The organism is Dyella sp. 2RAB6, assembly GCF_052115385.1.
In the GTDB taxonomy this organism is placed as follows: domain Bacteria; phylum Pseudomonadota; class Gammaproteobacteria; order Xanthomonadales; family Rhodanobacteraceae; genus Dyella_D.
In genome coordinates this window covers 75,971-96,788 of record NZ_JBFRGP010000007.1, presented here as the reverse complement: position 1 = coordinate 96,788, position 20,818 = coordinate 75,971, and the positions used below count along the sequence as shown (strand labels likewise).

24 protein-coding genes are annotated in these 20,818 nt (G+C 66.8%); 22 read left to right on the top strand and 2 right to left on the bottom strand.

Features of this window, described 5'->3' with window-relative positions; translation table 11 throughout:
* The first annotated feature begins 10 nt into the window (after positions 1-10).
* From flgL to AB4083_RS12650, 15 genes are all read left to right on the top strand, one after another.
* On the top strand, positions 11-1,201 hold the full coding sequence (gene flgL, locus AB4083_RS12720) for a flagellar hook-associated protein FlgL (RefSeq protein ID WP_441608197.1): 1,191 nt from the start codon (positions 11-13) through the stop codon (positions 1,199-1,201).
* 246 nt (positions 1,202-1,447) lie between these two features.
* Complete coding sequence (locus tag AB4083_RS12715; protein WP_441608195.1) at positions 1,448-2,584, top strand: flagellin N-terminal helical domain-containing protein; 1,137 nt, start codon at positions 1,448-1,450, stop codon at positions 2,582-2,584.
* A gap of 288 nt (positions 2,585-2,872) precedes the next feature.
* Entirely contained in the window at positions 2,873-4,009 is a 1,137-nt protein-coding gene (locus tag AB4083_RS12710) for a flagellin (RefSeq protein ID WP_441608194.1), read from the top strand.
* 62 nt (positions 4,010-4,071) lie between these two features.
* A complete protein-coding gene (fliD, locus tag AB4083_RS12705; protein ID WP_441608192.1) occupies positions 4,072-5,460 on the top strand; it encodes a flagellar filament capping protein FliD in 1,389 nt (462 codons plus the stop codon).
* Between the two features lie 15 nt (positions 5,461-5,475).
* Positions 5,476-5,895, top strand: a complete 420-nt coding sequence (gene fliS / locus AB4083_RS12700; RefSeq protein WP_441608190.1) for a flagellar export chaperone FliS — start codon at positions 5,476-5,478, stop codon at positions 5,893-5,895.
* On the top strand, positions 5,892-6,173 hold the full coding sequence (locus AB4083_RS12695; RefSeq protein WP_441608189.1) for a flagellar protein FliT: 282 nt from the start codon (positions 5,892-5,894) through the stop codon (positions 6,171-6,173). The genes fliS and AB4083_RS12695 overlap by 4 nt, the downstream gene beginning before the upstream one ends.
* A 147-nt stretch (positions 6,174-6,320) precedes the next feature.
* On the top strand, positions 6,321-6,884 hold the full coding sequence (locus tag AB4083_RS12690) for a PilZ domain-containing protein (protein ID WP_441608187.1): 564 nt from the start codon (positions 6,321-6,323) through the stop codon (positions 6,882-6,884).
* A gap of 368 nt (positions 6,885-7,252) precedes the next feature.
* Positions 7,253-8,734 (top strand): sigma-54 dependent transcriptional regulator, encoded by a 1,482-nt coding sequence (locus AB4083_RS12685; protein ID WP_441608186.1) that lies wholly within the window; start codon positions 7,253-7,255, stop codon positions 8,732-8,734.
* Between the two features lie 675 nt (positions 8,735-9,409).
* Positions 9,410-9,691 (top strand): flagellar hook-basal body complex protein FliE, encoded by a 282-nt coding sequence (gene fliE, locus AB4083_RS12680; protein ID WP_441608184.1) that lies wholly within the window; start codon positions 9,410-9,412, stop codon positions 9,689-9,691.
* Between the two features lie 56 nt (positions 9,692-9,747).
* Positions 9,748-11,439 carry a flagellar basal-body MS-ring/collar protein FliF gene (gene fliF / locus AB4083_RS12675; RefSeq protein ID WP_441608182.1) on the top strand — a complete coding sequence of 564 codons (1,692 nt, stop codon included), beginning with the start codon at positions 9,748-9,750 and terminating at the stop codon, positions 11,437-11,439.
* Positions 11,440-11,446: 7 nt separating this feature from the next.
* A complete protein-coding gene (gene fliG, locus AB4083_RS12670; RefSeq protein ID WP_441608404.1) occupies positions 11,447-12,436 on the top strand; it encodes a flagellar motor switch protein FliG in 990 nt (329 codons plus the stop codon).
* Positions 12,436-13,095, top strand: coding sequence for a FliH/SctL family protein (locus tag AB4083_RS12665; protein ID WP_441608181.1), 660 nt, complete (start codon positions 12,436-12,438; stop codon positions 13,093-13,095). Before fliG ends, AB4083_RS12665 begins: the two co-directional genes overlap by 1 nt.
* Positions 13,092-14,456, top strand: a complete 1,365-nt coding sequence (gene fliI / locus AB4083_RS12660; protein WP_441608179.1) for a flagellar protein export ATPase FliI — start codon at positions 13,092-13,094, stop codon at positions 14,454-14,456. Before AB4083_RS12665 ends, fliI begins: the two co-directional genes overlap by 4 nt.
* Positions 14,453-14,887: a flagellar export protein FliJ gene (gene fliJ / locus AB4083_RS12655; protein WP_441608178.1), complete on the top strand. Its 435-nt coding sequence runs from the start codon at positions 14,453-14,455 to the stop codon at positions 14,885-14,887. The genes fliI and fliJ overlap by 4 nt, the downstream gene beginning before the upstream one ends.
* 13 nt (positions 14,888-14,900) lie before the next feature.
* A complete protein-coding gene (locus AB4083_RS12650) occupies positions 14,901-15,956 on the top strand; it encodes a flagellar hook-length control protein FliK (RefSeq protein ID WP_441608176.1) in 1,056 nt (351 codons plus the stop codon).
* Positions 15,957-15,965: 9 nt separating this feature from the next.
* Here AB4083_RS12650 and AB4083_RS12645 read toward each other — a convergent pair whose 3' ends face one another.
* Together AB4083_RS12645 and AB4083_RS12640 are read right to left on the bottom strand one after the other, a co-directional pair.
* Positions 15,966-16,307 carry a type II toxin-antitoxin system HicB family antitoxin gene (locus AB4083_RS12645; protein WP_441608174.1) on the bottom strand — a complete coding sequence of 114 codons (342 nt, stop codon included), beginning with the start codon at positions 16,305-16,307 and terminating at the stop codon, positions 15,966-15,968.
* Entirely contained in the window at positions 16,304-16,558 is a 255-nt protein-coding gene (locus AB4083_RS12640; protein ID WP_441608172.1) for a type II toxin-antitoxin system HicA family toxin, read from the bottom strand. The genes AB4083_RS12645 and AB4083_RS12640 overlap by 4 nt, the downstream gene beginning before the upstream one ends.
* Before the next feature lie 233 nt (positions 16,559-16,791).
* Between AB4083_RS12640 and AB4083_RS12635 the strand changes: the two genes are divergently transcribed.
* From AB4083_RS12635 to fliR, 7 genes are read left to right on the top strand one after another with little or no spacing between them, the layout of a single operon-like run.
* The gene (locus tag AB4083_RS12635; RefSeq protein ID WP_441608170.1) at positions 16,792-17,304 is read left to right on the top strand and encodes a flagellar basal body-associated FliL family protein; all 513 of its coding nucleotides are present in this window, start codon (positions 16,792-16,794) and stop codon (positions 17,302-17,304) included.
* A gap of 7 nt (positions 17,305-17,311) precedes the next feature.
* Positions 17,312-18,328: a flagellar motor switch protein FliM gene (gene fliM / locus AB4083_RS12630; RefSeq protein WP_441608168.1), complete on the top strand. Its 1,017-nt coding sequence runs from the start codon at positions 17,312-17,314 to the stop codon at positions 18,326-18,328.
* A gap of 59 nt (positions 18,329-18,387) precedes the next feature.
* Entirely contained in the window at positions 18,388-18,675 is a 288-nt protein-coding gene (gene fliN / locus AB4083_RS12625; RefSeq protein ID WP_231504260.1) for a flagellar motor switch protein FliN, read from the top strand.
* Positions 18,675-19,043 carry a FliO/MopB family protein gene (locus AB4083_RS12620; protein ID WP_441608166.1) on the top strand — a complete coding sequence of 123 codons (369 nt, stop codon included), beginning with the start codon at positions 18,675-18,677 and terminating at the stop codon, positions 19,041-19,043. The genes fliN and AB4083_RS12620 overlap by 1 nt, the downstream gene beginning before the upstream one ends.
* Entirely contained in the window at positions 19,043-19,783 is a 741-nt protein-coding gene (fliP, locus tag AB4083_RS12615; RefSeq protein ID WP_441608164.1) for a flagellar type III secretion system pore protein FliP, read from the top strand. The genes AB4083_RS12620 and fliP overlap by 1 nt, the downstream gene beginning before the upstream one ends.
* Positions 19,780-20,049 carry a flagellar biosynthesis protein FliQ gene (gene fliQ, locus AB4083_RS12610; protein WP_441608162.1) on the top strand — a complete coding sequence of 90 codons (270 nt, stop codon included), beginning with the start codon at positions 19,780-19,782 and terminating at the stop codon, positions 20,047-20,049. Before fliP ends, fliQ begins: the two co-directional genes overlap by 4 nt.
* The gene (gene fliR, locus AB4083_RS12605; RefSeq protein WP_441608160.1) at positions 20,046-20,816 is read left to right on the top strand and encodes a flagellar biosynthetic protein FliR; all 771 of its coding nucleotides are present in this window, start codon (positions 20,046-20,048) and stop codon (positions 20,814-20,816) included. Before fliQ ends, fliR begins: the two co-directional genes overlap by 4 nt.
* Positions 20,817-20,818 lie beyond the last annotated feature (2 nt).

Sequence of the window (20,818 nt, the reverse complement as noted above, 5' to 3'; positions counted from 1 at the left end):
GGAGCATCCGATGAGAGTCTCCACCAGCTGGATGGCCCAGCAGTCGGTCAACAGCATGCTCGACGGGCAGTCCAGCCTGTCCGACCTGCAGAACCGCATCAGCAGCGGCAAGCGCATCAACCAGCCGTCCGACGATCCGGTGGGCGCTTCGCGCGCACTGGAACTCAATCACATGGACGCGGACGTGGCGCAGTACCAGCGCAACATCAGCTCGGCCAATGCGCGCCTGGGGCTGGAAGACCAGGCGCTGTCGACGTCGACCGACGCGCTGACCCGCGTGCGCACCCTGGTCCTGCAGGGCATCAACGGTACGCAGACCGACCAGACCCGTTCCGACATCGCCGCCGAGCTGACCCAGATCCGCACCCAGCTGATGGGCGTGGCCAATGGCAAGGACGGCAACGGCGATTATCTGTTTGCCGGCAACCGCACCGGCGCGCAACCGTTCGCGGCGCAGGGCAATGCGGTGGTCTACAACGGCGACGACGGCCAGCGCATGGTGGCGGCTGGCCCGGGCATGCAGGTGGCCACGGGCGACCCGGGTTCGGCGATCTTCATGAATGTCCCTACCGGCAACGGCACCTTCCAGGTCTCCGCCGGCGCCGCCAATACCGGCACCGCAGTGGCCGGCACGATCAGCGTGGCCGACCGCACCCAATGGGACAACGGCACGTACAGCATCGCCTTCACCTCGGCCACGGCCTACGAAGTGCGCGACGCCTCCAACAACGTGGTGGGCAGCGGCACCTATGCCAACGACGGCAACGCGGTGGTGGCCTTCCGCGGCGTGCAGGTGGGCATCAGCGGCGTGCCGGCGGCGGGCGACAGCTTCAGCGTGGGGCCGTCGGGCACGCAGGACATCTTCAGCACGCTGGACAACATCATCGGCGCCTTGAAGACCACCGGCGGCGGGCCGGCAATGAAGAACACGCTCAACGCGCAGTTCTCCAATCTCGACCAGGCCATCGACACCGTCTCCCAGACGCGCGCCGCGATCGGCGGGCGCATGAATGCGCTGGACCAGCAGCAGTCGCTCAATGGCGACCTGTCGCTGCAGTACCAGGGCGCGCTGAGCGACGTGCAGGACCTCGACTACTACGACGCGATCAGCAAGCTCAATCTGCAGAACACCGCGCTGCAGGCGGCGCAGATGACCTATACCAAGGTGCAGGGGTCGACGCTGTTCGACTACCTGAGGTAAGGCAGGGAAGGAATGAGCGAAGGGCATGCACGAATGACGGCGGCGGAGGGCAACAAGCGCTTTGCGGTGGTCGCTGCATCCAGTTGCTCGCTTCGGGTACTCGTTCGTAGCGCTTTGGCGCAGATCGTATGCAGATCCATGGGGACATCGCCGACGCAGTACCTGAGGCGGCGGCGTTCCAGCAGGCATTCCCGTTGGGATAGGCGCCGGCCTCGCCGGTTACCTATCCAACGGAGTGCATGTCCTATGATCATGAGCCTCAACACCAACATCAACGCGCTGATTGCCCGGCACAACCTCGGCATGGCGGAGAGCAAGTATTCGACTGCAAGCGAGCGGCTGGCGTCCGGCCTGCGTATCAACAGCGCAAAGGACGATGCCGCCGGCCTGGCCATTGCCACTCGCTTTACCACCCAGATCAATGGCCTGAACACGGCGGTGCGCAACGCCAACGACGGCATCTCGATGGCCAAGACCACCGAGTCGGCGCTGAAAGAGGTGACCGGCAACTTGCAGCGTATCCGCGAGCTGGCCGTGCAATCGGTCAGCGGTTCTAACTCCGCCAGCGATCGTGCCGCGCTCGACAAGGAAGTGCAGCAGCGCCTGGCCGAAGTGACCCGCATCGCGCAGCAGACTAATTTCAACGGCACCAAGGTGCTGGACGGCAGTGCGGGTTCCGTGGCATTCCAGGTCGGCGCCAATGTGGGAGAGACGATCAGCGTCGACTTCAGCGTGGGTATGCGAGCCAACCAGATCGGTCGGCTCGAAGCCGCCTCCGTGACGGCTGGCGGCACGGCCCCGACCTATCCGCTGACCCTGGCTGCCGACCAGACCGTGAAGATCGGCACAGCCAGTATTGTTCTCAAGAAGGATGCATCGTTCAAGAATGCGGGCGAACTGGTCGCTGCCTTGAATGCTGGCTTCGGCAATGCGAGCGTGAACGCGCAGGCCTCGGTCGACAGCACGGGCAAGCTCACCGTCTCTGCCGCCAACGCCGCAGGCGCGATTGACGTTTCGGGTGCCACCGTCCTAGGTTTCGCGGCCGCCGATAAGGCGAAGGCGGACGACAAACATCTCTCGGATATCTCGATCGTTACCAGCGACGGAGCCAACGATGCCATCCGGCGCATCGACTCTGCCCTGCAATCGATGAGCGACCTGCGTTCGAACCTCGGTGCGGTGCAGAACCGCTTTGAGTCGACCGTAGCCAATCTCAAGTCCATCTCGCAGAACCTGTCTTCCTCCCGGAGCCAGATCCAGGATGCTGACTTCGCGGCGGAAACCGCGGCCAAGGCGAGTGCGGATACTTTGCGGCAGAGCGGCGTGTCGGTGCTGGCTCAGGCCAACACGAGCCAGCAACTCGTGCTCAAGCTTCTGCAGTAAGCCATCCATCCAATGGCCGCGCAGTGGGCGCGGCCGTTCCTCTCCATCAGGACACCCGACCATCATGACGACCGCGTTCCCTTCCACTTCCGACCAGGCCGGCGTGCTTGCCGCAGGCGGGACGCGGTGTGGTCGGGCGTGGCCTTCCCTAACCCAGTTTGCCCACTTGCTCAAGTTCCATGAGAACCGGTCGAAACAGTACTTGAGGCGGACGTTCCAGCAGGAATTCCCGCTGAGAACACAACCGCCGGCCTCTTGTCGGCTTCGACCCCAACGGAGTGATTTCCCATGGTCATGAGCGTTACCACCAACATCAGCTCGCTGAATGCCCAGAACAACCTGGCCAAGACGCAGAGCAAGCTGAGCACCGCCATCGAGCGCCTGTCCTCCGGTATGCGCATCAACAGCGCCAAGGACGACGCCGCCGGCCTCGCCATCTCGACCCGCTTCACCACCCAGATCAATGGCCTGAACCAGGCCGTGCGCAACGCCAACGACGGTATCTCGATGGCGCAGACCACCGAGTCGGCGCTGGACGAAGTGACCAACAACCTGCAGCGCATCCGCGAGCTGGCCGTGCAGTCGGCCACCGGTTCCAACTCGACCACCGACCGCGCCGCGCTCGACAAGGAAGTGCAGCAGCGTCTGGCCGAAGTGACCCGTATCGCGCAGCAGACCAACTTCAACGGCACCAAGGTGCTGGACGGCAGCGCCGGTTCGGTGGCGTTCCAGGTCGGCGCGAACGTGGGCGAGACCATCAGCGTCAACTTCAGCGTCGGCATGAAGACCAACCAGGTCGGCCAGGTCGACACCGCTTCGGTGTCCGCCAGCGGCACGGCCCCGACCTATCCGCTGACCCTCGCCGCCGACCAGACGGTGAAGATCGGCGCGACCAGCATCACCCTGAAGAGCGGCACGGTGTTCAACACCGCGCAGAACGTCACCGACGCGCTGAATGCGGGCTTCAAGGATGCCGGCGTGGATGCGCAGGCCTCGGCCGATGCCACCGGCAAGATCAGCGTCGCCGCGTTCGGCGCCGACGTCGACGCTTCGGGCGCCACCGCCCTGGGCTTCGCCGCCACCGACAAGGCCACGCATGCCCTGGACGCCAAGCACCTGTCCGACGCGTCGATCTCGACCGTGGCCGGCGCCAATGACGCCATCCGCCGCGTCGACTCTTCGCTGCAGGCAGTGAGCAACCTGCGTTCGGACCTGGGCGCCGTGCAGAACCGCTTCCAGTCCACCATCTCCAACCTGCAGACGATTTCGCAGAACCTCAACTCCTCGCGCAGCCAGATCCAGGACGCCGACTTCGCTGCGGAAACGGCGAACATGTCCAGCGCGAACATCCTGCAGCAGGCCGGCGTGTCGGTGCTGGCCCAGGCCAACTCCAGCCAGCAGAGCGTGCTCAAGCTCCTGCAGTAACTCCCGACGGACGGCCGCGCGTCATGCGCGGCCGTCCCTTTAATTAAGGAAATCCAGCGACCATGGCGATCACCACCTCTTCCACTTCTTCGGGCGGCACCCTCAGCTCGCTCGGCAGCGGTTCGGGATTGCCGCTGGCGGACATGGTCACCCAGCTGGTGGCGGCGAAGAAAGCGCCGTTGCAGAACCAGATCACGTCGCAGGCCAATACGGCCAAGACACAGATTTCCGCCCTGGGCCAGGTCAATGCCGCGCTCGCCGCGATGCAGACCGCGCTGAAGGGCTTGAGCGACGGCACCGCTTTCCAGACCCGCAAGGCCGCGACCAGCGACGCGAGCGTGTTCAGTGTCTCCTCGACCACGGGAGCGGTGAACGGCAGCTACAACATCAATGTCAGCCAGCTCGCCACCTCGCTGAAAGTGCAGTCCGCCGGCGTGGCCAGCAGCGACGCCAAGGTCGGCACCGGCACGCTCACTATTGCCGTGGGCAGCAAGTCGATGAGCGTGGACATCGGCAGCGACGGTTCTTCGCTGTCGCAGATTCGCGATGCAATCAACAAGAGCAGCAGCAATCCCGGCGTCTCCGCCACCATCGTCACCGGTTCGGATGGCGCGCACCTGGTGCTGAGCAGCACCGCCACCGGCCAGGCCAATGCCTTCACGGTGAGCAGCAGCGGCGGCGACGGCGGACTGGCGGCGCTCAATTACAACCCGGCTTCCAGCAGCAATGGCTTGTCGGTGGTGAACGCCGCGCAGGACGCGAAATTCACCATCGACGGCATGGCCGCGACCAGCGCCAGCAATACGGTGACCGGCGCCATCGACGGTGTCACGCTGAGCCTGTGGAAGCAGGGCACGGCCACGCTTTCGGTCAGCACCGACAGTTCCGCCGCGTCCACCGCGGTGGGCAACTTCGTCACCGCGTACAACAACTTCGTCGGCGTGTACCAACAGCTCACTGCGTATGACCCGAGCGGCGCCAATACCGGTGCGCTGATCGGAGATGCCACGCTCAACAGCATCAAGAGCACGCTGTCGTCGATCGTCAGCGGGCCCGGCGGCAATGGCGCGATGCTCAATTCCGCCGGCGTCACCCTGCAGATCGACGGCACGCTCAAGCTCGACACGGGCGCGCTTTCCACGGCGCTGAGCGATGGCGGCATCAAGGTCAGCGGCCTGTTCGCCGGTGCCAATGGCATGGCAACCAAGCTCAGCAGTCCGCTGACCGATTGGACCGCCAGCACCGGTGTGCTGACCACGCGCACCGCCAACCTCACCAAGCAGCTCAACGACCTGAGTACGCGCCAGGACGTCCTCAACGCCCGCATGGATGCGCTTACCGCGCAGTACACCAGGCAGTTCACGGCGTTGGACACCCTGGTGACCAAGCTCAATAACACCGGCAGTTACCTGACGCAGCAGTTCGACGCGCTCAACAAGAGCAGCAAGTAAGCGAGGAGCCAGACCATGGGATTCGGATACGGCGCCGGCGCCTATCAGCAGGTGCGTTCGCACGGGACGGTGGAAACCGCCGACCCGCATGGCCTCATCACCATGCTGATGGACGGCGCGATCGAGCGCCTGACCAAGGCGCGCGGCCACATGCTGCACGGCGAAGTGGCGGCCAAGGGCGAGCTGATCTCGCGCTGCCTGGACATCGTCAGCGAGCTGCGCGGCAGCCTCGACCCCAGCGTGGAAACGCCGCTGGTCGGCCAGCTCGGCGCGCTCTACGACTACATGGGCCGCCGCCTGCTGCACGCCAACCTGCACGACGACGCGCGCGCGCTGGATGAGGTCTCCGACCTGATGCAGACGTTGCGCCGCAGCTGGACGGCTATTCCCACGGACGCACGCAGCCCGCAGCGTCCCGCGCAGGACGCGCCGTGAGCGGCGGCCTGGAGCAAGTGATGGCGCTGAGCCGGGGCATGCTGGACATGGCCGAGCAGGGCGACTGGGAGCGCTTCGCCGCGATCCAGGACGAACGCGAGCGCCTGCTCGAACAGGTGCTTCCCGCCAGCCGCAACGATGGGCCCGCCCTGAGCGCGCTGATCGATTACAACCGCCGCCTGTGCGAGGTGGTGGAGCGCGAGCGCGATAAAGTGGCGCAGGATTGGCAGGCGGCGCACGGCCGCTCGCAAGCCATCGCCGCCTACACCAGCAATTGAAGTTCGCGGAACGACACGTGTAGGTTGAGGCGAGCCGCAGGCGAACCCCAGCATCGCAGCCTTCATCCGTGCCGACATGTCGGGGTCCGCCTGCAGCTCACCCCCACCTACGCCTGATCAGGCGGCATCGCCGGAGAAAGCCACGCCATGAACACCAGCGCCTGGGACGAATTCCAGCAACTGCTTGCCTGCGAGGGCGACTGGCTGGCCGAAGCCGAGCCGCTGGCCTTGCCGCTGGAAGAGCGCGTGGCGGTCGGCTATGCCGAGCGCAACCTGTCGGCGCTGGGCATGCTGGACGTGCTCGACGAGCGTGCCACCGACGTGTCCGACGAGGACAGTCCGCTGGTGCAGGATCTTGCGCGGATGGACGCCAAGCTCACCGCGCTGATCCACATCATCAACCGGGTGCTGATCCCCGACGCGCTCACCCGGCCCCGTCATGCCCTCCGCTTCAACGCCATCGGCGCCCTGTTGCCGCCAGCCTTGGCGCCGGCCGGCGAGGGCGCGCTGCTGCGCATCCGCCTGGATGGCTGCCCCAGCTTTCCGCTGGAATTGCCGCTGCGGGTGGAGCGCCGTTTCCCCGACGGCCGCGTCTTCCTGACCTTCGAGAATCATTCCGAAGCCCTGCGCGAGGGGCTGGAACGTATGGTTTTTCGCCATCACCGACGCAGAGTGGCAGTCACGCGGCAAGGGCATGTGCCGGCGGCGTGAAAGACCGCACTGAACCAATGTGATTGGCATCACAAAAACGAGTGCCCGGAAGTTCGGATTTTTGACGTGTCTGACAGTTGGCATGTGCTTTGAGTCCGACCTTCTCGCGTCAGCCTTCGTTCATTTAGCGCCGGTCGCTCAACGGTTTAAGACGTTTACCCATGCCCGTGAATACGTTTTCATGGCTAGTGTGAAGTCGGAAAACCGACCCCATCCGTACCCCCCGTCATAGACCCGCCACGACGTTGGCCCCGATTTTGCGTATAGCCCAACGGTGCCAACGTCGGAGCGTTGACGCTATGGGTCAGCAAAAAAAAACGAGTGACGGGCATTGGAATGCTGGTCACCACCATGGGCAGGGGGTTAGCGTGCAAAACGAAGTCCAAGATATCGACGTATTGGTCATCGAAGCAGATGCGGTCCGCGCGGATACGATCGCGTCGGCGCTGCAGTTCCTGGGGTATCGCCCGCGTTTCGCCGGTACGGACGCCGCCGAGGGCGGCACCGGCGATTGGTGTGCGATCTATATCGGCGACGTGGTGGACCTCGACGATTTCCAGCGCCAGCTCGACACGCTGGGCGAGCAGTCGCTGCATCTCCCGCTGCTGGTGGCAAACGATTCGCCGCTCGCCGCACAGTTGCCCGGCGCGCTGCCGGGATCGCGTTCGCGCGCGGTGGAACTGTTGTCCTTCCCGCTGCGCTACGAACCGCTGCTCGACGCGTTGCGCCGTTTTTCCGCGCCGGCGCGCTTGAGCTTCAAGGGCGGCCAGGGCGCGAGCGCGACGGGACAGTCCGGCATGCATCGCATCGTCGGCGCTTCCAATGCGCTGGGCCGAGTGAACGCGCTGGTGCGCCAGGTCGCGCCGTTCGATTCCACCGTGCTGGTGCTGGGCGAGTCGGGCACCGGCAAGGAGATGGTGGCGCGCGCCATCCATGAGTCCTCGCAGCGCCGCGACAAGCCGTTCATCGCGATCAACTGCGGCGCGATTCCCGCCGAACTGCTGGAAAGCGAGCTGTTCGGCCACGAGAAGGGCGCCTTCACCGGCGCGATCAGCGCACGCAAGGGCCGCTTCGAACTGGCCGAGGGCGGCACGCTGTTCCTCGACGAGATCGGCGACATGAGCCTGCCGATGCAGGTGAAGCTGCTGCGCGTGCTGCAGGAACGCGTATTCGAGCGCGTCGGCGGCAACCGCACCCAGCGCTGCGATGTGCGCATCATCGCCGCCACCCATCGCAATCTGGAGCAGGCCATCGCCGACGCCCGCTTCCGCGAAGATCTCTACTACCGCCTCAGCGTGTTCCCGCTGGAGATGCCGCCGCTGCGCGAGCATCTGGAAGACCTGCCGGAACTGATCTCCGAGTTCAATCAGCGCCTGCTGCGCCGCGGCCTCGGCGGCGTGCGTTTCAGCGCCAGCGCCATGAACGCACTGCGCAGCCACGCCTGGCCCGGCAACGTGCGCGAACTGTGCAACCTGGTCGAGCGCATGGCGATCCTCTATCCCTCCTGCGAAGTACGCGCGGGCGACCTGCCGGAAAAATATCGCGGCGTCCCCGCCGGCGAGGAAGTCACCGGCGCCGCGCTGCTGGCGGTAATGGAAGGCCGCGCCCCGGTGATCGCCGCACCGATCGCCGCATCGGTGGTGCACGAGCCGTCGGCAGCCATCCTTCCCGAAGGCGGCCTGGATCTGAAGGATCACCTGTCGGACATCGAGGTTGGCCTGATCCGCCAAGCTCTCGATGCAACCGGCGGCGTAGTGGCCCACGCCGCGAAGCTGCTGCGCATGCAACGCACGACCCTGGTAGAAAAACTGCGCAAGTACGGCCTGCAAGCGGGCCTGCAAGTGCCTTGATCAGCTCAAATCCGGCACGCGGATCGCGCGCCGGATTTAGATCGTTCTATCTGCGCAAAGACCTTCATCTCCCCGCTCCGCCCGAACCCTCATCCGCCTGCCGGCACCTTCTCCCGGAGGGAGAAGGGTTCGAACTGGGGGGGAGGCAATAAGCAGCACCCAAGCTGGCCTCAGCTCTTGAACGTCCTCTCGGCAACGGCACCTCGAAGGGCGCGTTACGAAACCGCACGCCCGCTTCGTGTCGACCCAGGTCAATCCGTTTACCGCAGCCGCCAACGCTCCTTCTAGTCGCGTCGCGAGCCTTTGCTCTTAGGCCATTTCTTTTTGGTTACTTTTAGTCGAGGTCCCCCTTGAGGGGATTGGGCCAGCAAAGAAAAAGTAACTCGGGCGCCGGCAGGCGCACGAAATGCCCGCTGCATAAGCGGCCAAGTCGCGCCACCGCGACAACCAAGCCACACGGAAACTGGATGATTCGCTTCGCTCACCCCTAAGGGGCCGCCCTACGGGCGTTCTTCGCGCTACACGCTCGTCCAGCCCACGCTGGGATGACGAACGAACCCCCCACTTTTGTGATGGCACACCTTGTGCATTCACACCTTTAGTCATCACTGCACGCGTTGGAATTCCGTCATGCCCACAATCGACGTCAACAGCCTGCTATCCCAGATGCGGCAAATGTCCGCAAACATACCGATGCCCGAAGTCGCCTCGCGCAGCGCCATAGCAGGCCAGAACAGCGATTTCGGCGCATTGCTCAAGCAATCGATGGCCGCCGTCGGCCAGAACCAGATGGAAGCCGGAAAATTGGCGGCCTCGTTCGAGCGCGGCGATGCCGGCGCCGATCTCGGCCGCACCATGGTCGCGGTGCAGAAAGCCGACCTGTCGCTGCGTGCGATGACCGAAGTGCGCAACAAGCTCGTGGATGCCTACAAAGACATCATGAACATGCCGGTGTGACGGACCTCAGCGTCCGCCTTCGCCACTCCATTTCACACCGATAACGAGCAGTTTTCATGGCCGAAAACGCCATCGCGCAGACCGACCCGAACGGCAAGCGCCTGGACCCGCTGAAGCAACTCGCGCAGAGCCCGGCGACGCGGCAGCTGCTGCTGCTGGTTGCCGTCGCCGCGGCGGTGGCGTTCGGCGTCGCGGTGGTGCTGTGGTCGCGCGGGCCGAACTACGCGTTGCTGTATGCGGGACTGGATTCCAAGGATGCCTCCGCCATCACCCAGGCGCTGCAGGCTTCCAATACGCAATATCAACTGGGACAGGATGGCGCTTCGATCTCGGTGCCGGCGGCGGACCTCGCCGCGGTGCGCCTGCGGCTCGCCGCGCAGGGGCTGCCGCAAGGCAGCGCGGGCACCAGCGCCAGCATGCCGGCTGCGGATTCGCCATTCGGCATGAGCGACCTGGCCGAGCGCACACGCTACCAGCAGATGCTGGAAACGGATCTGGGCAACACCATCGCCGGGCTGCAGTCGGTGCGCGCGGCACGCGTGCATCTGGCGCTGCCCAAGCCATCGGCATTCATCCGCGACAACAAGCAGGCCAGCGCCTCGGTGCTGGTGACGCTGTTTGCGGGACGCCAGCTCGATGCCTCGCAGGTCGCGGCGATCGTGCACCTGGTGGCGTCCAGCGTGCCGGAGCTCGATCCGCGCCAGGTTTCCGTGGTCGACCAGCAAGGCCAGCTGCTCACGGTCAGCGATCCGGACAGCGCGGGCGCGGTGGGCGACAGCCGCCTGCGCCTGGCGACGCGGATGGAGAACACCTATGCGCAGCGCATCGAAGAATTGCTTACGCCGCTGGTCGGCCCGGGCAAGGTGCGCGCGCAGGTCTATGCGGACCTGGATTTCAGCCAGACCGAGAAGGCCACCGAAACCTACAACCACGACAACCCCGCGCTGCGCAGCGAGCAGGTCAGCAGCGAGCAGCGCCGCGACGGTTCCAGCAATGGCGCCGTGCCGGGCGCGCTGAGCAACCAGCCGCCGACCACGGTGGCGCAGCCGACCGCGGCCAAGCCCAATGCCGGTGCGGCGAATGCCAATGCCGCGACGGCGAATGCCAACTCGGGCGGCGAAAGTTCCAACAGCGCCACCCGCAATTACGAACTGGATCGCACCGTCAGCCATGTCAGCGACCCGGCCGGACGCCTCGCGCGCCTCACCGTGGCGGTGGCGGTGGACAACAAGGCCAGCACGGATGACAAGGGCAACAGCAAGAGCGTGCCGTTCACGGCGCAGGAGCTGGAGCACCTGACCGAGCTGGCCAAGAACGCGGTCGGCTTCAACCAGCAGCGCGGCGACAGCGTCAGCGTGATCAACCAGCCCTTCCACAAGGCGCCGGGCAACGAGCCCTTGCCGGAGACGCCGTTCTGGCAGCGCCCGGGTGTGATGGATCTGATCAAGCAGGGCGGCGGCGTGCTGGTCGCGCTGATCATCGCCTTCGGCCTGCTGCGCCCGCTGCTGCGCGGCGTATTCAGGACAGCGCCGGGCACCGCACTGCAGGCGCTGCCTGCCGGCGCCGGCGTGCCGACGGTGTCGGTGCGCATCGACGATATGGACGACGACGTGGCGCCGGGGCGATTGGGTGCGCCGCCGGGCTTGAACTACGAAGCGCGCGTGGCCTTGGCCAAGCGCATGGTCACCGAAAACCCCAAGCAGGTGGCGCAGGTGGTCAGGAGCTGGGTGGGCGAAGATGGCGGCTAATATCGAAATTACCGGTGCGCAACGTGCGGCGATCCTGCTGCTGACCCTGGGCGAACAGGACGCGGCCGAAGTGCTCAAGCACCTCAATGCCCGCGACGTGCAGGCGGTGGGCCAGGCCATGGCGGGGCTCAGCAATGTCTCGCGCGACCAGGTCGACCACGTGCTCGGCCGCCTCACCGAGGACATGGGCCGGCACACCTCGCTGGGCGTGGGCACCGAGGAATACATCCGCAAGATCCTGGTCAACGCGCTGGGCGAGAGCAAGGCGGGCGGCCTGATCGACCGCATCCTGCTCGGCCGCAGCAGCAAGGGCCTGGAATCGCTGAAGTGGATGGAGAGCCGCGCGATCGCCGAGATGATCGGCCAGGAGCATCCGCAGATCATCGCCCTGGTGCTGGCGCACCTGGAGCCGGACCAGGCCGCCGAAGTGATCGGCTACCTGCCGCCGCGCGTGCGCAGCGATTCGGTGATGCGCATCGCCACGCTCGACGGCGTGCAGCCGCACGCGCTCAACGAGCTGGACGAGATCATGGAGCGCCAGTTCTCCGGCAATACCAACAAGCTCAAGTCCGCGACCGTCGGCGGCTTGAAGGCGGCGGCGGACATTCTCAACGCGATGGAAACCAGCCGCGAGACGGAACTGATGAGCGCGATCCGCGGCCACGATGCCTCGCTCGGCGGCCGCATCGAGGAACTGATGTTCGTGTTCGAGGACCTGGCCGAACTGGACGACCGCAGCATGCAGATGCTGCTGCGCGAAGTGCCGTCGGCGCGCCTGGTCACGGCCTTGAAGGGCGCGGAGCCGGGTGTGCGCGAGCGGATCTTCTCCAATATGTCCAAGCGCGCTTCCGACATGCTGCGCGACGACCTGGAGGTGAAGGGTCCGGTGCGGCTGAGCGAAGTCGACGCGGCGCAGAAGGAAGTGCTGCAGATCGCTCGCCGGCTGGCCGATTCCGGGCAGATCAGCCTGACCGGCGGCGGTGACGACTTCGTCTGATGGCTGCCTCCTTTCTCTCGCGCGAACAGCTGAAGGAATTCCGCCGCTGGGAGCTGCCCGAGGTAGGCGCGCCCAAGGCGTCCGACGCGGCGGCGCAAGCGCAGGCGGCGCCGCCGACGGTGGCCGATCTGGAAGGGCTGGAGCGCGAAGCGCGCGATGCCGGTTATGCCGCGGGGCTGGCGGAAGGCCGTGCTGCCGCGGAAGCGGAACGGCGCGAACAGCTGGCGCGCTTCGACGGCATCCTGCACGCCGCCGCGCGCCCGCTGGCGGCGCTGGACGACGCGACGGAGCAGGAACTGGCGCGGTTGGCGCTGGTGATCGCGCGTCGCGTCGTGGCGCATGAACTCACAACCGCGCCCGCGCTGATCGCGCGCACGGTGCGCGAAGCCGCGCAGGCGCTGCCGGCGGCGACGCGCGCACTGCGGGTCTACCTGCACCCGGAAGACCTGGCCTTGCTGCGCGAGATGGATGCGGCCGAGCCGCATTGGCAACTGCTGCCGGACCCGGCGATGCAGCGCGGCGATTGCCTGCTGGAAAGCGAAAGCTCGCGTCTGGACGCACGCGTCGAAACGCGGCTGGCGGCGATCGCCGATGCCATCTTCGGCGACGAGTCCATCGACGATGCCGACCTCGATGACAGCGGGAACGAACCGGCATGAGCACCGACGCCAACGCCACCACTACGGAACGCTGGCGCCATCGCCTGGCGCGCCGCGCGCGCCGCGCCGAGGCCGCCACCTCGCTGGTGGTGGAGGGGCGCCTGCGCCGCGTGGTCGGGCTCACGCTGGAGGCCGAAGGCTGCGAAGCGCCGCTGGGCGCGCGCTGCCTGGTCGCCGCGGCGGGCGGCGCGTCGCTGGAAACCGAAGTGGTGGGCTTCGCCGACGACCGCCTGCTGCTGATGCCGGTAAGCGAGATGCACGGCGTGCTGCCGAATGCACGCGTGCGCCCCTGCGCACAGGCCGGCGGCTTGCCGGTCGGCATGGCGCTGCTGGGCCGGGTGATCGGCGCCGACGGCGTGCCGCTGGACGGCGCCGGCCCGCTCGATGTCGACGAACACGCTTCGCTTAAGCGCGAACCGATCAACCCGATGGCGCGCAAGCCGATCGACGCGCCGCTGGACACCGGCGTGCGCGCGATCAATGCGCTGCTCACCGTCGGCCGCGGCCAGCGGCTAGGCCTGTTCGCCGGCTCCGGTGTCGGCAAGTCGACCCTGCTGGGCATGATGACGCGCTACACCGACGCCGACGTGGTGGTGGTGGGCCTGATCGGCGAGCGTGGCCGCGAGGTAAAGGAATTCGTCGAGCACACGCTGGGCGAGGAAGGCCGCGCCCGCGCCGTGATCGTCGCCGCGCCGGCCGACGCGCCGCCGCTGAAGCGCCTGCGCGGCGCGCAGTACGCTACGGCGATTGCCGAATGGTTCCGCGACCGCGGCCAGCGCGTGCTGCTGCTGATGGATTCGATCACCCGCTATGCGCAGGCGCAGCGCGAGATCGCGCTGGCGATCGGCGAGCCGCCGGCGACCAAGGGTTATCCGCCGTCGGTGTTCGCGCTGCTGCCGGCACTGGTGGAGCGCGCGGGCAACGATGCGGAAGGGCGTGGCTCGATCACCGCGTTCTACACGGTGCTGACCGAGGGCGACGATTATCGCCACGACCCCATCGCCGATGCGGCGCGCGCGATCCTGGACGGCCATATCGTGCTGTCGCGCGACCTGGCCGAGGCCGGCCACTATCCGGCGATCGATATCGAAGCCTCGATCAGCCGCGTGATGCCGGCGGTGGTCGAGCGGACGCATCTGCGCGCGGCACAGCAGTTCCGCCAGATCTATTCGGCCTACCGCCAGCAGCGCGACCTGATCGCGGTGGGCGCGTACCAGAAGGGTTCCGATCCGCAGGTGGACAAGGCGATCGCCATGTGGCCGCAGTTGCGCGGCTTCCTGCAGCAGGAGGTGGACGATCCGATGCCGCTGGCGCAGGCGATCGAGGCGCTGCAGGACATCGCCGCCGAGGCCGCCGCATGAAGCCGCGCTCCGCGCGCCTGGCGCCCGCTGCCGATCATGCCAAGGAGAAGCGCGAAACCGCCGCGCAGCGCCTGGCCGAACAACAGGACCGCCTGCGCGCCGCCGAACACCAGCTTTCCGAACTGCACCGCTACCGCTCCGAGTACGCGCTGGACGGCGCGGCCGCGGTATCGGTCGCGGCGCTGCTCAACCGGCAGCAGTTCGTGGAGCGCATCGACCGCGCCATCGCGCAGCAACTGCTCGAAGTGGAACGCCAGCGCCGCCTGCTCGACCAGGCCGGCGCGAACTGGCGCGCCGCGCATGCGCGCGAGCGCGCGCTGGACAGCGTGATCGGCCAGGCGCGCGAGCAGGAGCGCAAGAGCGAAGAGCGCCGCGAGCAGAACGATATCGACGAACGCATGCAGCACCGCAACCCGCGGCGCCGCAGCTAGCAGGCTCACCTCCATGACCGCCAACGTATCCATGCCTACCTCCACGCCCAAGGCCGCCGTCACCGGCGCGCATGCCGCCGCCGGCAAGGCGGCGCCGACCGGTTCGGTCGATGCCGCCGCTCAGGACGGTTTCGAGCACCAGTTCAACCAGCTGATCCGCCAGCAGGCCGGCGCCACGCTGCTGGCCGGCGAGACTGCGCTGCCGGTATTGCCGGCCAAGGTGGCGCTCGGACCGGTCGAACCCGGCCGCCTGCTTGCAGGCAAGGACGATGCGAACGCCGATCCGGCCGAACCTGACGGCAATGCCCTGGCGGCGGCCGTGCTGGCGATGCTGGGGCAAGGCGTCGCGGCGCAGGCGAAAGTGGCCGGCGCTGCTCAAGGCCAGGCGCTGTCGCCTGACACCGGCAAGGGCGGCGCGCAGCGCGGCCTGCAGGGCCTGGTGGCCGATGCCGCGAAAGATGCCGCCAGAGATGCCGGTGTTGCCGCGCCGTCCGCGCCGTCCGCCGGTATCGACGCCAGCGCGCTGGTCGCCGCGGCCACCGCTGCGACTGCGCCGGAAACGCGCAAATCCACCGAGCCCGCCAACGTCGATGCGCTTGCTGCTGCGGTGACCCCGCAAGCGCCGACGGCCAACGCGCCATCCGTCGTGCACACCTTGAAGATGGACACACCCGCCGGCAACCCCGGCTTCGCGCAGGAACTCGGCCAGCAGGTTGCATGGCTCGGCGGCCAGGAGATCAAGCAGGCACGCATCCGCCTGCATCCGGAAGAACTGGGCCAGCTCGATGTGAAGGTGAGCGTGGCCGAGCACGGCCGCGTCGATGTCAGTTTCACCGCACAGCATCCGGCTGCGGTCACCGCCGTGCAGCAGACGCTGGGCCAGCTCGACCTGATGCTGGCGGGGCATGGCCTGTCGCTGGGCCAGGCGCAGGTGGGTCAGCAGGGAGCGGGAGAGCGGGGGAGCGGCTACGCGGGCGACCCGCAGGACGCGCTCGCCGCGGAAGCGGATCCGATCGAAGGCGTGAGCGCGACCAGGGTCGCCGTGGGCTTGCTGGATACGTTTGCCTGACGCGGGACTTCAGGCCGCGCTGATCACTTCGTGCTCCAGCGCAGCCTGCAGCAGCTGGTTGAGGCTGACCCCGCGTGCGGCGGCCGCGGTTACGGCGCGCTCGTGCAGCTTGGGCGGGATGCGCGCCTGGAACTTGCCGGAGAAGTTCTTGTACGGCTCGATGCCGTTCGTCCGGCAGGTCTCCAAGAAAACACGCAACGACACGCTGCCTTCACGGCCCAGGCCGGCCACGTCGGTGGCGTAGAAATCGGCACCGCCGTTGAGGCCGGTGAATTCGCCGCGGAACATTTCGAGCTCCGGGTCGTACTCGATCACGGCTTTGTGGCCGTCGATGGTCATGACATTGATCATGGCTTTACTCCGAGAGACTCCAACCATTTGCGGATACTGGCGACCGCGCCTTTGTCGGTGTCCGGACGCGGGTGCGGGCGATGAAAAACGTGCACCTCGCCGAACAGGACGACGGTGACGCGCGAACCCTCCGCCTCGGCGATCGTCGCGCCCAGTTCCTTGAACAGGGCCTCCACATCCGCCCACCTCACGTTGCCGGAAGCGGGGCGGTGGAAGATGAGGTCCAGCGTCCTTGCGTGCTTGTTCTTCATGCTCGAACGGTACCGTATTACGGTACCACATAAATCCGAAAATGCACCGCCATGACGGCGTCGCGACACCTCTCCGCCGCGCGTCAATAAAACGCCGCAGCCCGCACCCGATGCGCCGAAACCCGCGCTGTTGAGCCATTCCTGCCGATGGCATGCCGATTGCTACAAGACCTCCGCCAGGCTTCGCTGCCCAAGCGATGCCGACAAGGAACCGTGTCAATCCGAGGTCATGCATGTCGAACGCCGAGCCCACCCCCGTAGCCGTCGCGCCCGCCCCGAAAGCGGGTGGCGGGCGGGGCACCATCCTGATTCTTGCCGCGGCGCTGGTGCTGGTGTCGGCGGTGTGCGGCTACGCGCTGTACACGCTGCGCGGGCATGCGGCGTCCGCTGCCAGCAGCGAAGCCAAGGTCGAGAAGAAGAAGGAGGGGCCGGAGGTGTTCATGCCGATGGACCCGGCCTTCGTGGTGAATTTCCAGAAGGCCGACGGGCTGAGCTACCTGCAGGTCGGCATCACCTTGATGTCGCACGACCCGGCCGCGCTGCAAGCCGCCAAGGAAGCTGATCCGGTGATCCGCAACGCGCTGGTGATGCTGTTCTCCGCGCAGGACTACACCGCGCTGTCCGACACCGCCGGCAAGCAGAAGCTGCAGGCCAAGGCGCTGGCGGCGGTGCAGAAGATCGTCGAGGACCGCACCGGCCGCCCCGGCGTGGAAGCGCTGTACTTCACCAGTTTCGTGATGCAGTGAGGCGGCCGTGAGCGACCTGCTCTCCCAGGAAGAAATCGACGCCCTGCTCAACGGCGTCAACGGCGGCGACGTACCCACCGGCGGCGACGAACCGCCGCCGAAGGACGCCGTGCTGCAATACGACTTCACCCAGCAGGACCGCATCGTGCGCGGCCGCCTGCCGACGCTGGAGATGGTCAACGACCGCTTCGCGCGCTACTTCCGCACCGGCATCTTCGGCGTGCTGCGCAAGACCTGCGAGGTCTCGGTGCTGGGCGTGAAGATGTCCAAGTTCGTCGAGTACGTGCACGGCCTGGCCGTGCCGACCAATCTCAACCTGGTCCGCGTGAAGCCGTTGCGCGGCACCGCGCTGATCGTGATGGAGCCGCGCCTGGTCTTCAGCGTGATCGACAATTTCTTCGGCGGCGACGGCCGCTATCACGCGCGCATCGAAGGTCGCGACTTCACGCCGACCGAGACGCGGGTGATCCAGATCGTGCTGGCCGAGATCTTTACCGCGATGAGCGAGGCGTGGTCGCCGGTGCTGCCGCTGAACTTCGAGTTCCTCAACTCGGAGATCAATCCGCAGTTCGCCAATATCGTGAGCCCGACCGAGACGGTGGTGGTGTCGCGCTTCCACGTGGAAGTGGACGGCGGCGGCGGCGAGATCCACCTCACCCTGCCGTACTCGATGGTCGAGCCGATCCGCGTGCTGCTCGATGCCGGCGTGCAGAGCGACCGCGTCGAGCGCGACGAGCGCTGGCTGCAGAGCCTGCACCAGGAAGTGCTGGACGCCGAAGTCGAGCTGAGTTCGCTGCTGCTCGAAGCGGACATGCACATCGGCGACTTCCTCAAGTTGCGCCCCGGCGACGTGATCCCGGTGAACCTGCCGGAACTGTGCACGGTGTTCGCCGAAGACGTGCCGATCTTCCGCGGCCAGCTCGGCCGCGCCAGCGGCCACAAAGCCGTCCGCTTCCAGACCCCCGTCGGCCGCCGCGAAACGCGCACGTCCGCTGAGTTCTCCACCGGGAATCCCAACGCATGAGCACCACCAACGACTCCGCCACCCTGCTCGATCCGACCGGCCGCCCGGAATACGAAACCATGCTCGGCGTGGCCGGCGAGAACGGCGACGTCAACCTGGACCTGATCCTGGACGTGCCGGTGACCCTGGCGATGGAAGTCGGCCGCACGCGCATCAGCATCCGCAACCTGCTGCAGCTCAACCAGGGCTCGGTGGTGGAACTGGATCGCGCCGCGGGCGAGCCGCTCGACGTGTTCGTCAACGGCACGCTGGTCGCGCACGGCGAAGTGGTGGTGATCAACGAGAAGTTCGGTATCCGCCTCACCGACGTGATCAGCCCCGCCGAACGCGTGCGGAAGCTGCGCTGATGATCCTGCTCGCCATGGCCGCCGTACCCGCGGCCGAGCCCGGCGTGGGCGCGGAACTGCTGCGCGTGTGCCTGAGCCTGATCGGCATCATCGCGCTGATCTTCGCCGCCGGCTGGCTGGGCCGCCGCGCACAGGGGCGTGCGCGTCCCGGCGGCCGCCGCATCCGCTGCGTCGAATCCTTCGCGGTGGGCACGCGCGATCGCCTGCTGCTGCTGGAAGCGGACGGCAAGCGCCTGCTGGTGGGCGTGGGGCAGGGCGGCATGCGCACGCTGCATGTCTACGAAGGCGACGCGCTCGTCGCCGAGGTTCCGCCATCGCCGCCGGTGCCCGCCTTCGCGGACCTGCTCGGTTTCTGGAAGCGCAAGTGATGAAGTACCTCCTCCTCCTCATCCTGCTGCTGGCGCCGCTGCCGCTGCTGGCCGATCCGGTCACCGGCATCCCGGTGCTGAACGTGCAGAACGCCGCCGGCGGCGGCCAGAGCTGGACGCTGTCGCTGCAGATGCTGGCGCTGATGACGGTGCTGACGCTGCTGCCGGCAATCCTGCTGATGATGACCTCGTTCACGCGGATCATCATCGTGCTGGGTTTCCTCAGGCAGGCGCTGGGCACGCAGTCGACGCCGCCGAACCAGGTGCTGCTGGGCCTGGCGCTGTTCATCAGCTTGTTCGTGATGTCGCCAGTGCTGGAGCGCGCCTACGCCGACGGCGTGAAGCCGTACATGGACGGCCAGCTCGCCGCCGAGCTGGCGCTGCCCGCCGCGGCCGCGCCGTTCAAGCGCTTCATGCTGGACCAGACGCGCGACGCCGACCTGCAGCTGTTCACCCGGTTGGCGAAAGAACAGCCTTACGCCGGCAAGGACGACGTGCCGTTCCGCGTGGCGATGCCGGCCTTCGTCACCAGCGAGCTGAAGACCGCGTTCCAGATGGGCTTCCTGCTGTTCATCCCGTTCCTGATCATCGACCTGGTGGTGGCCAGCGTGCTGATGTCGATGGGCATGATGATGGTGTCGCCGATGATCATCTCGCTGCCGTTCAAGATCATGTTGTTCGTGCTGGTGGATGGGTGGTCCTTGTTGCTGGGGACGCTGGCGGGGAGCTTCTTCTCATGACGCCCGAATCGGTCATCGAGTTCGGCCAGCACGCGCTCTACGTGGCGATGCTGGTCGCCGCGCCGCTGCTGCTTACGGCGCTGGCGGTGGGTGTGCTGATCGGCGTGATCCAGGCGGCGACGCAGATCAACGAAATGACCTTGAGCTTTATCCCCAAGCTGATCGCCATGGCCGTGGTGGCGCTGATCACGGGCCCATGGATGCTGCGCACCCTGGTGCAGTTCACGCGCCATCTGATCGAAGGGTTGCCCGGAGCCGTGCGGTGACCAGCGTCGACCTCGCCCAGTTGCCGATCCTGCTCGGCAGCGTGCTGTGGGCGATGGGGCGCGTGGCGGGCCTGTTCCTGGTGGCGCCGGTGTTCAGCGCCACGGTGCTGCCGGCGCGCATCCGCGTCGGCCTGATCGTGCTGCTCACCATGGTGCTGGCGCCGCTGGCGCCGGCGCGCATCGATCCGCTGAGCGGCAGCGGCATCGCCACCATGGCGGGGCAGTTGCTGATCGGTGCCTCGGTGGGTTTCGTGCTGCGGCTGATCTTCGAGGCGGTGGCCTTCGGCGGGCAGCTGGTGGCGCAGAGCATGAGCCTGGGCTTCGCCGAAGTGGTGAATCCGCAGGGCGGCGGCAGCTCGCCGGTGCTCAATCAGTTCTACCTGTTGCTGGTGACCTTGCTGTTCCTGGCGATGGATGGCCATCTGCGCCTGATCGCGCTGCTGGCGGAGAGCTTCCGCACGCTGCCGCCGGGTGCCGGTGCGATATCGCCGGACGGTCTGCATGCAGTGGCGATGTTCGGCGGGCAGTTGTTTTCCGGCGCGGTGCGTGTCGCCTTGCCGGCGATGACCGCGCTGCTGGTGGTGAACATGGGCTTCGGCGCGATCAGCCGTGCGGCACCGTCGATGAATCTGTTTGCGGTGGGTTTCCCGATCACCCTGTGCCTGGGCTTTATCGCCTTGTGGCTGTCGTTGCGCGCCTTGCCGGGGGCCTTCGGCTCGCTGCAGGAAAGTGCGTGGTCGCTGATGCGCGAACTGCTGGGGAGTTAAGG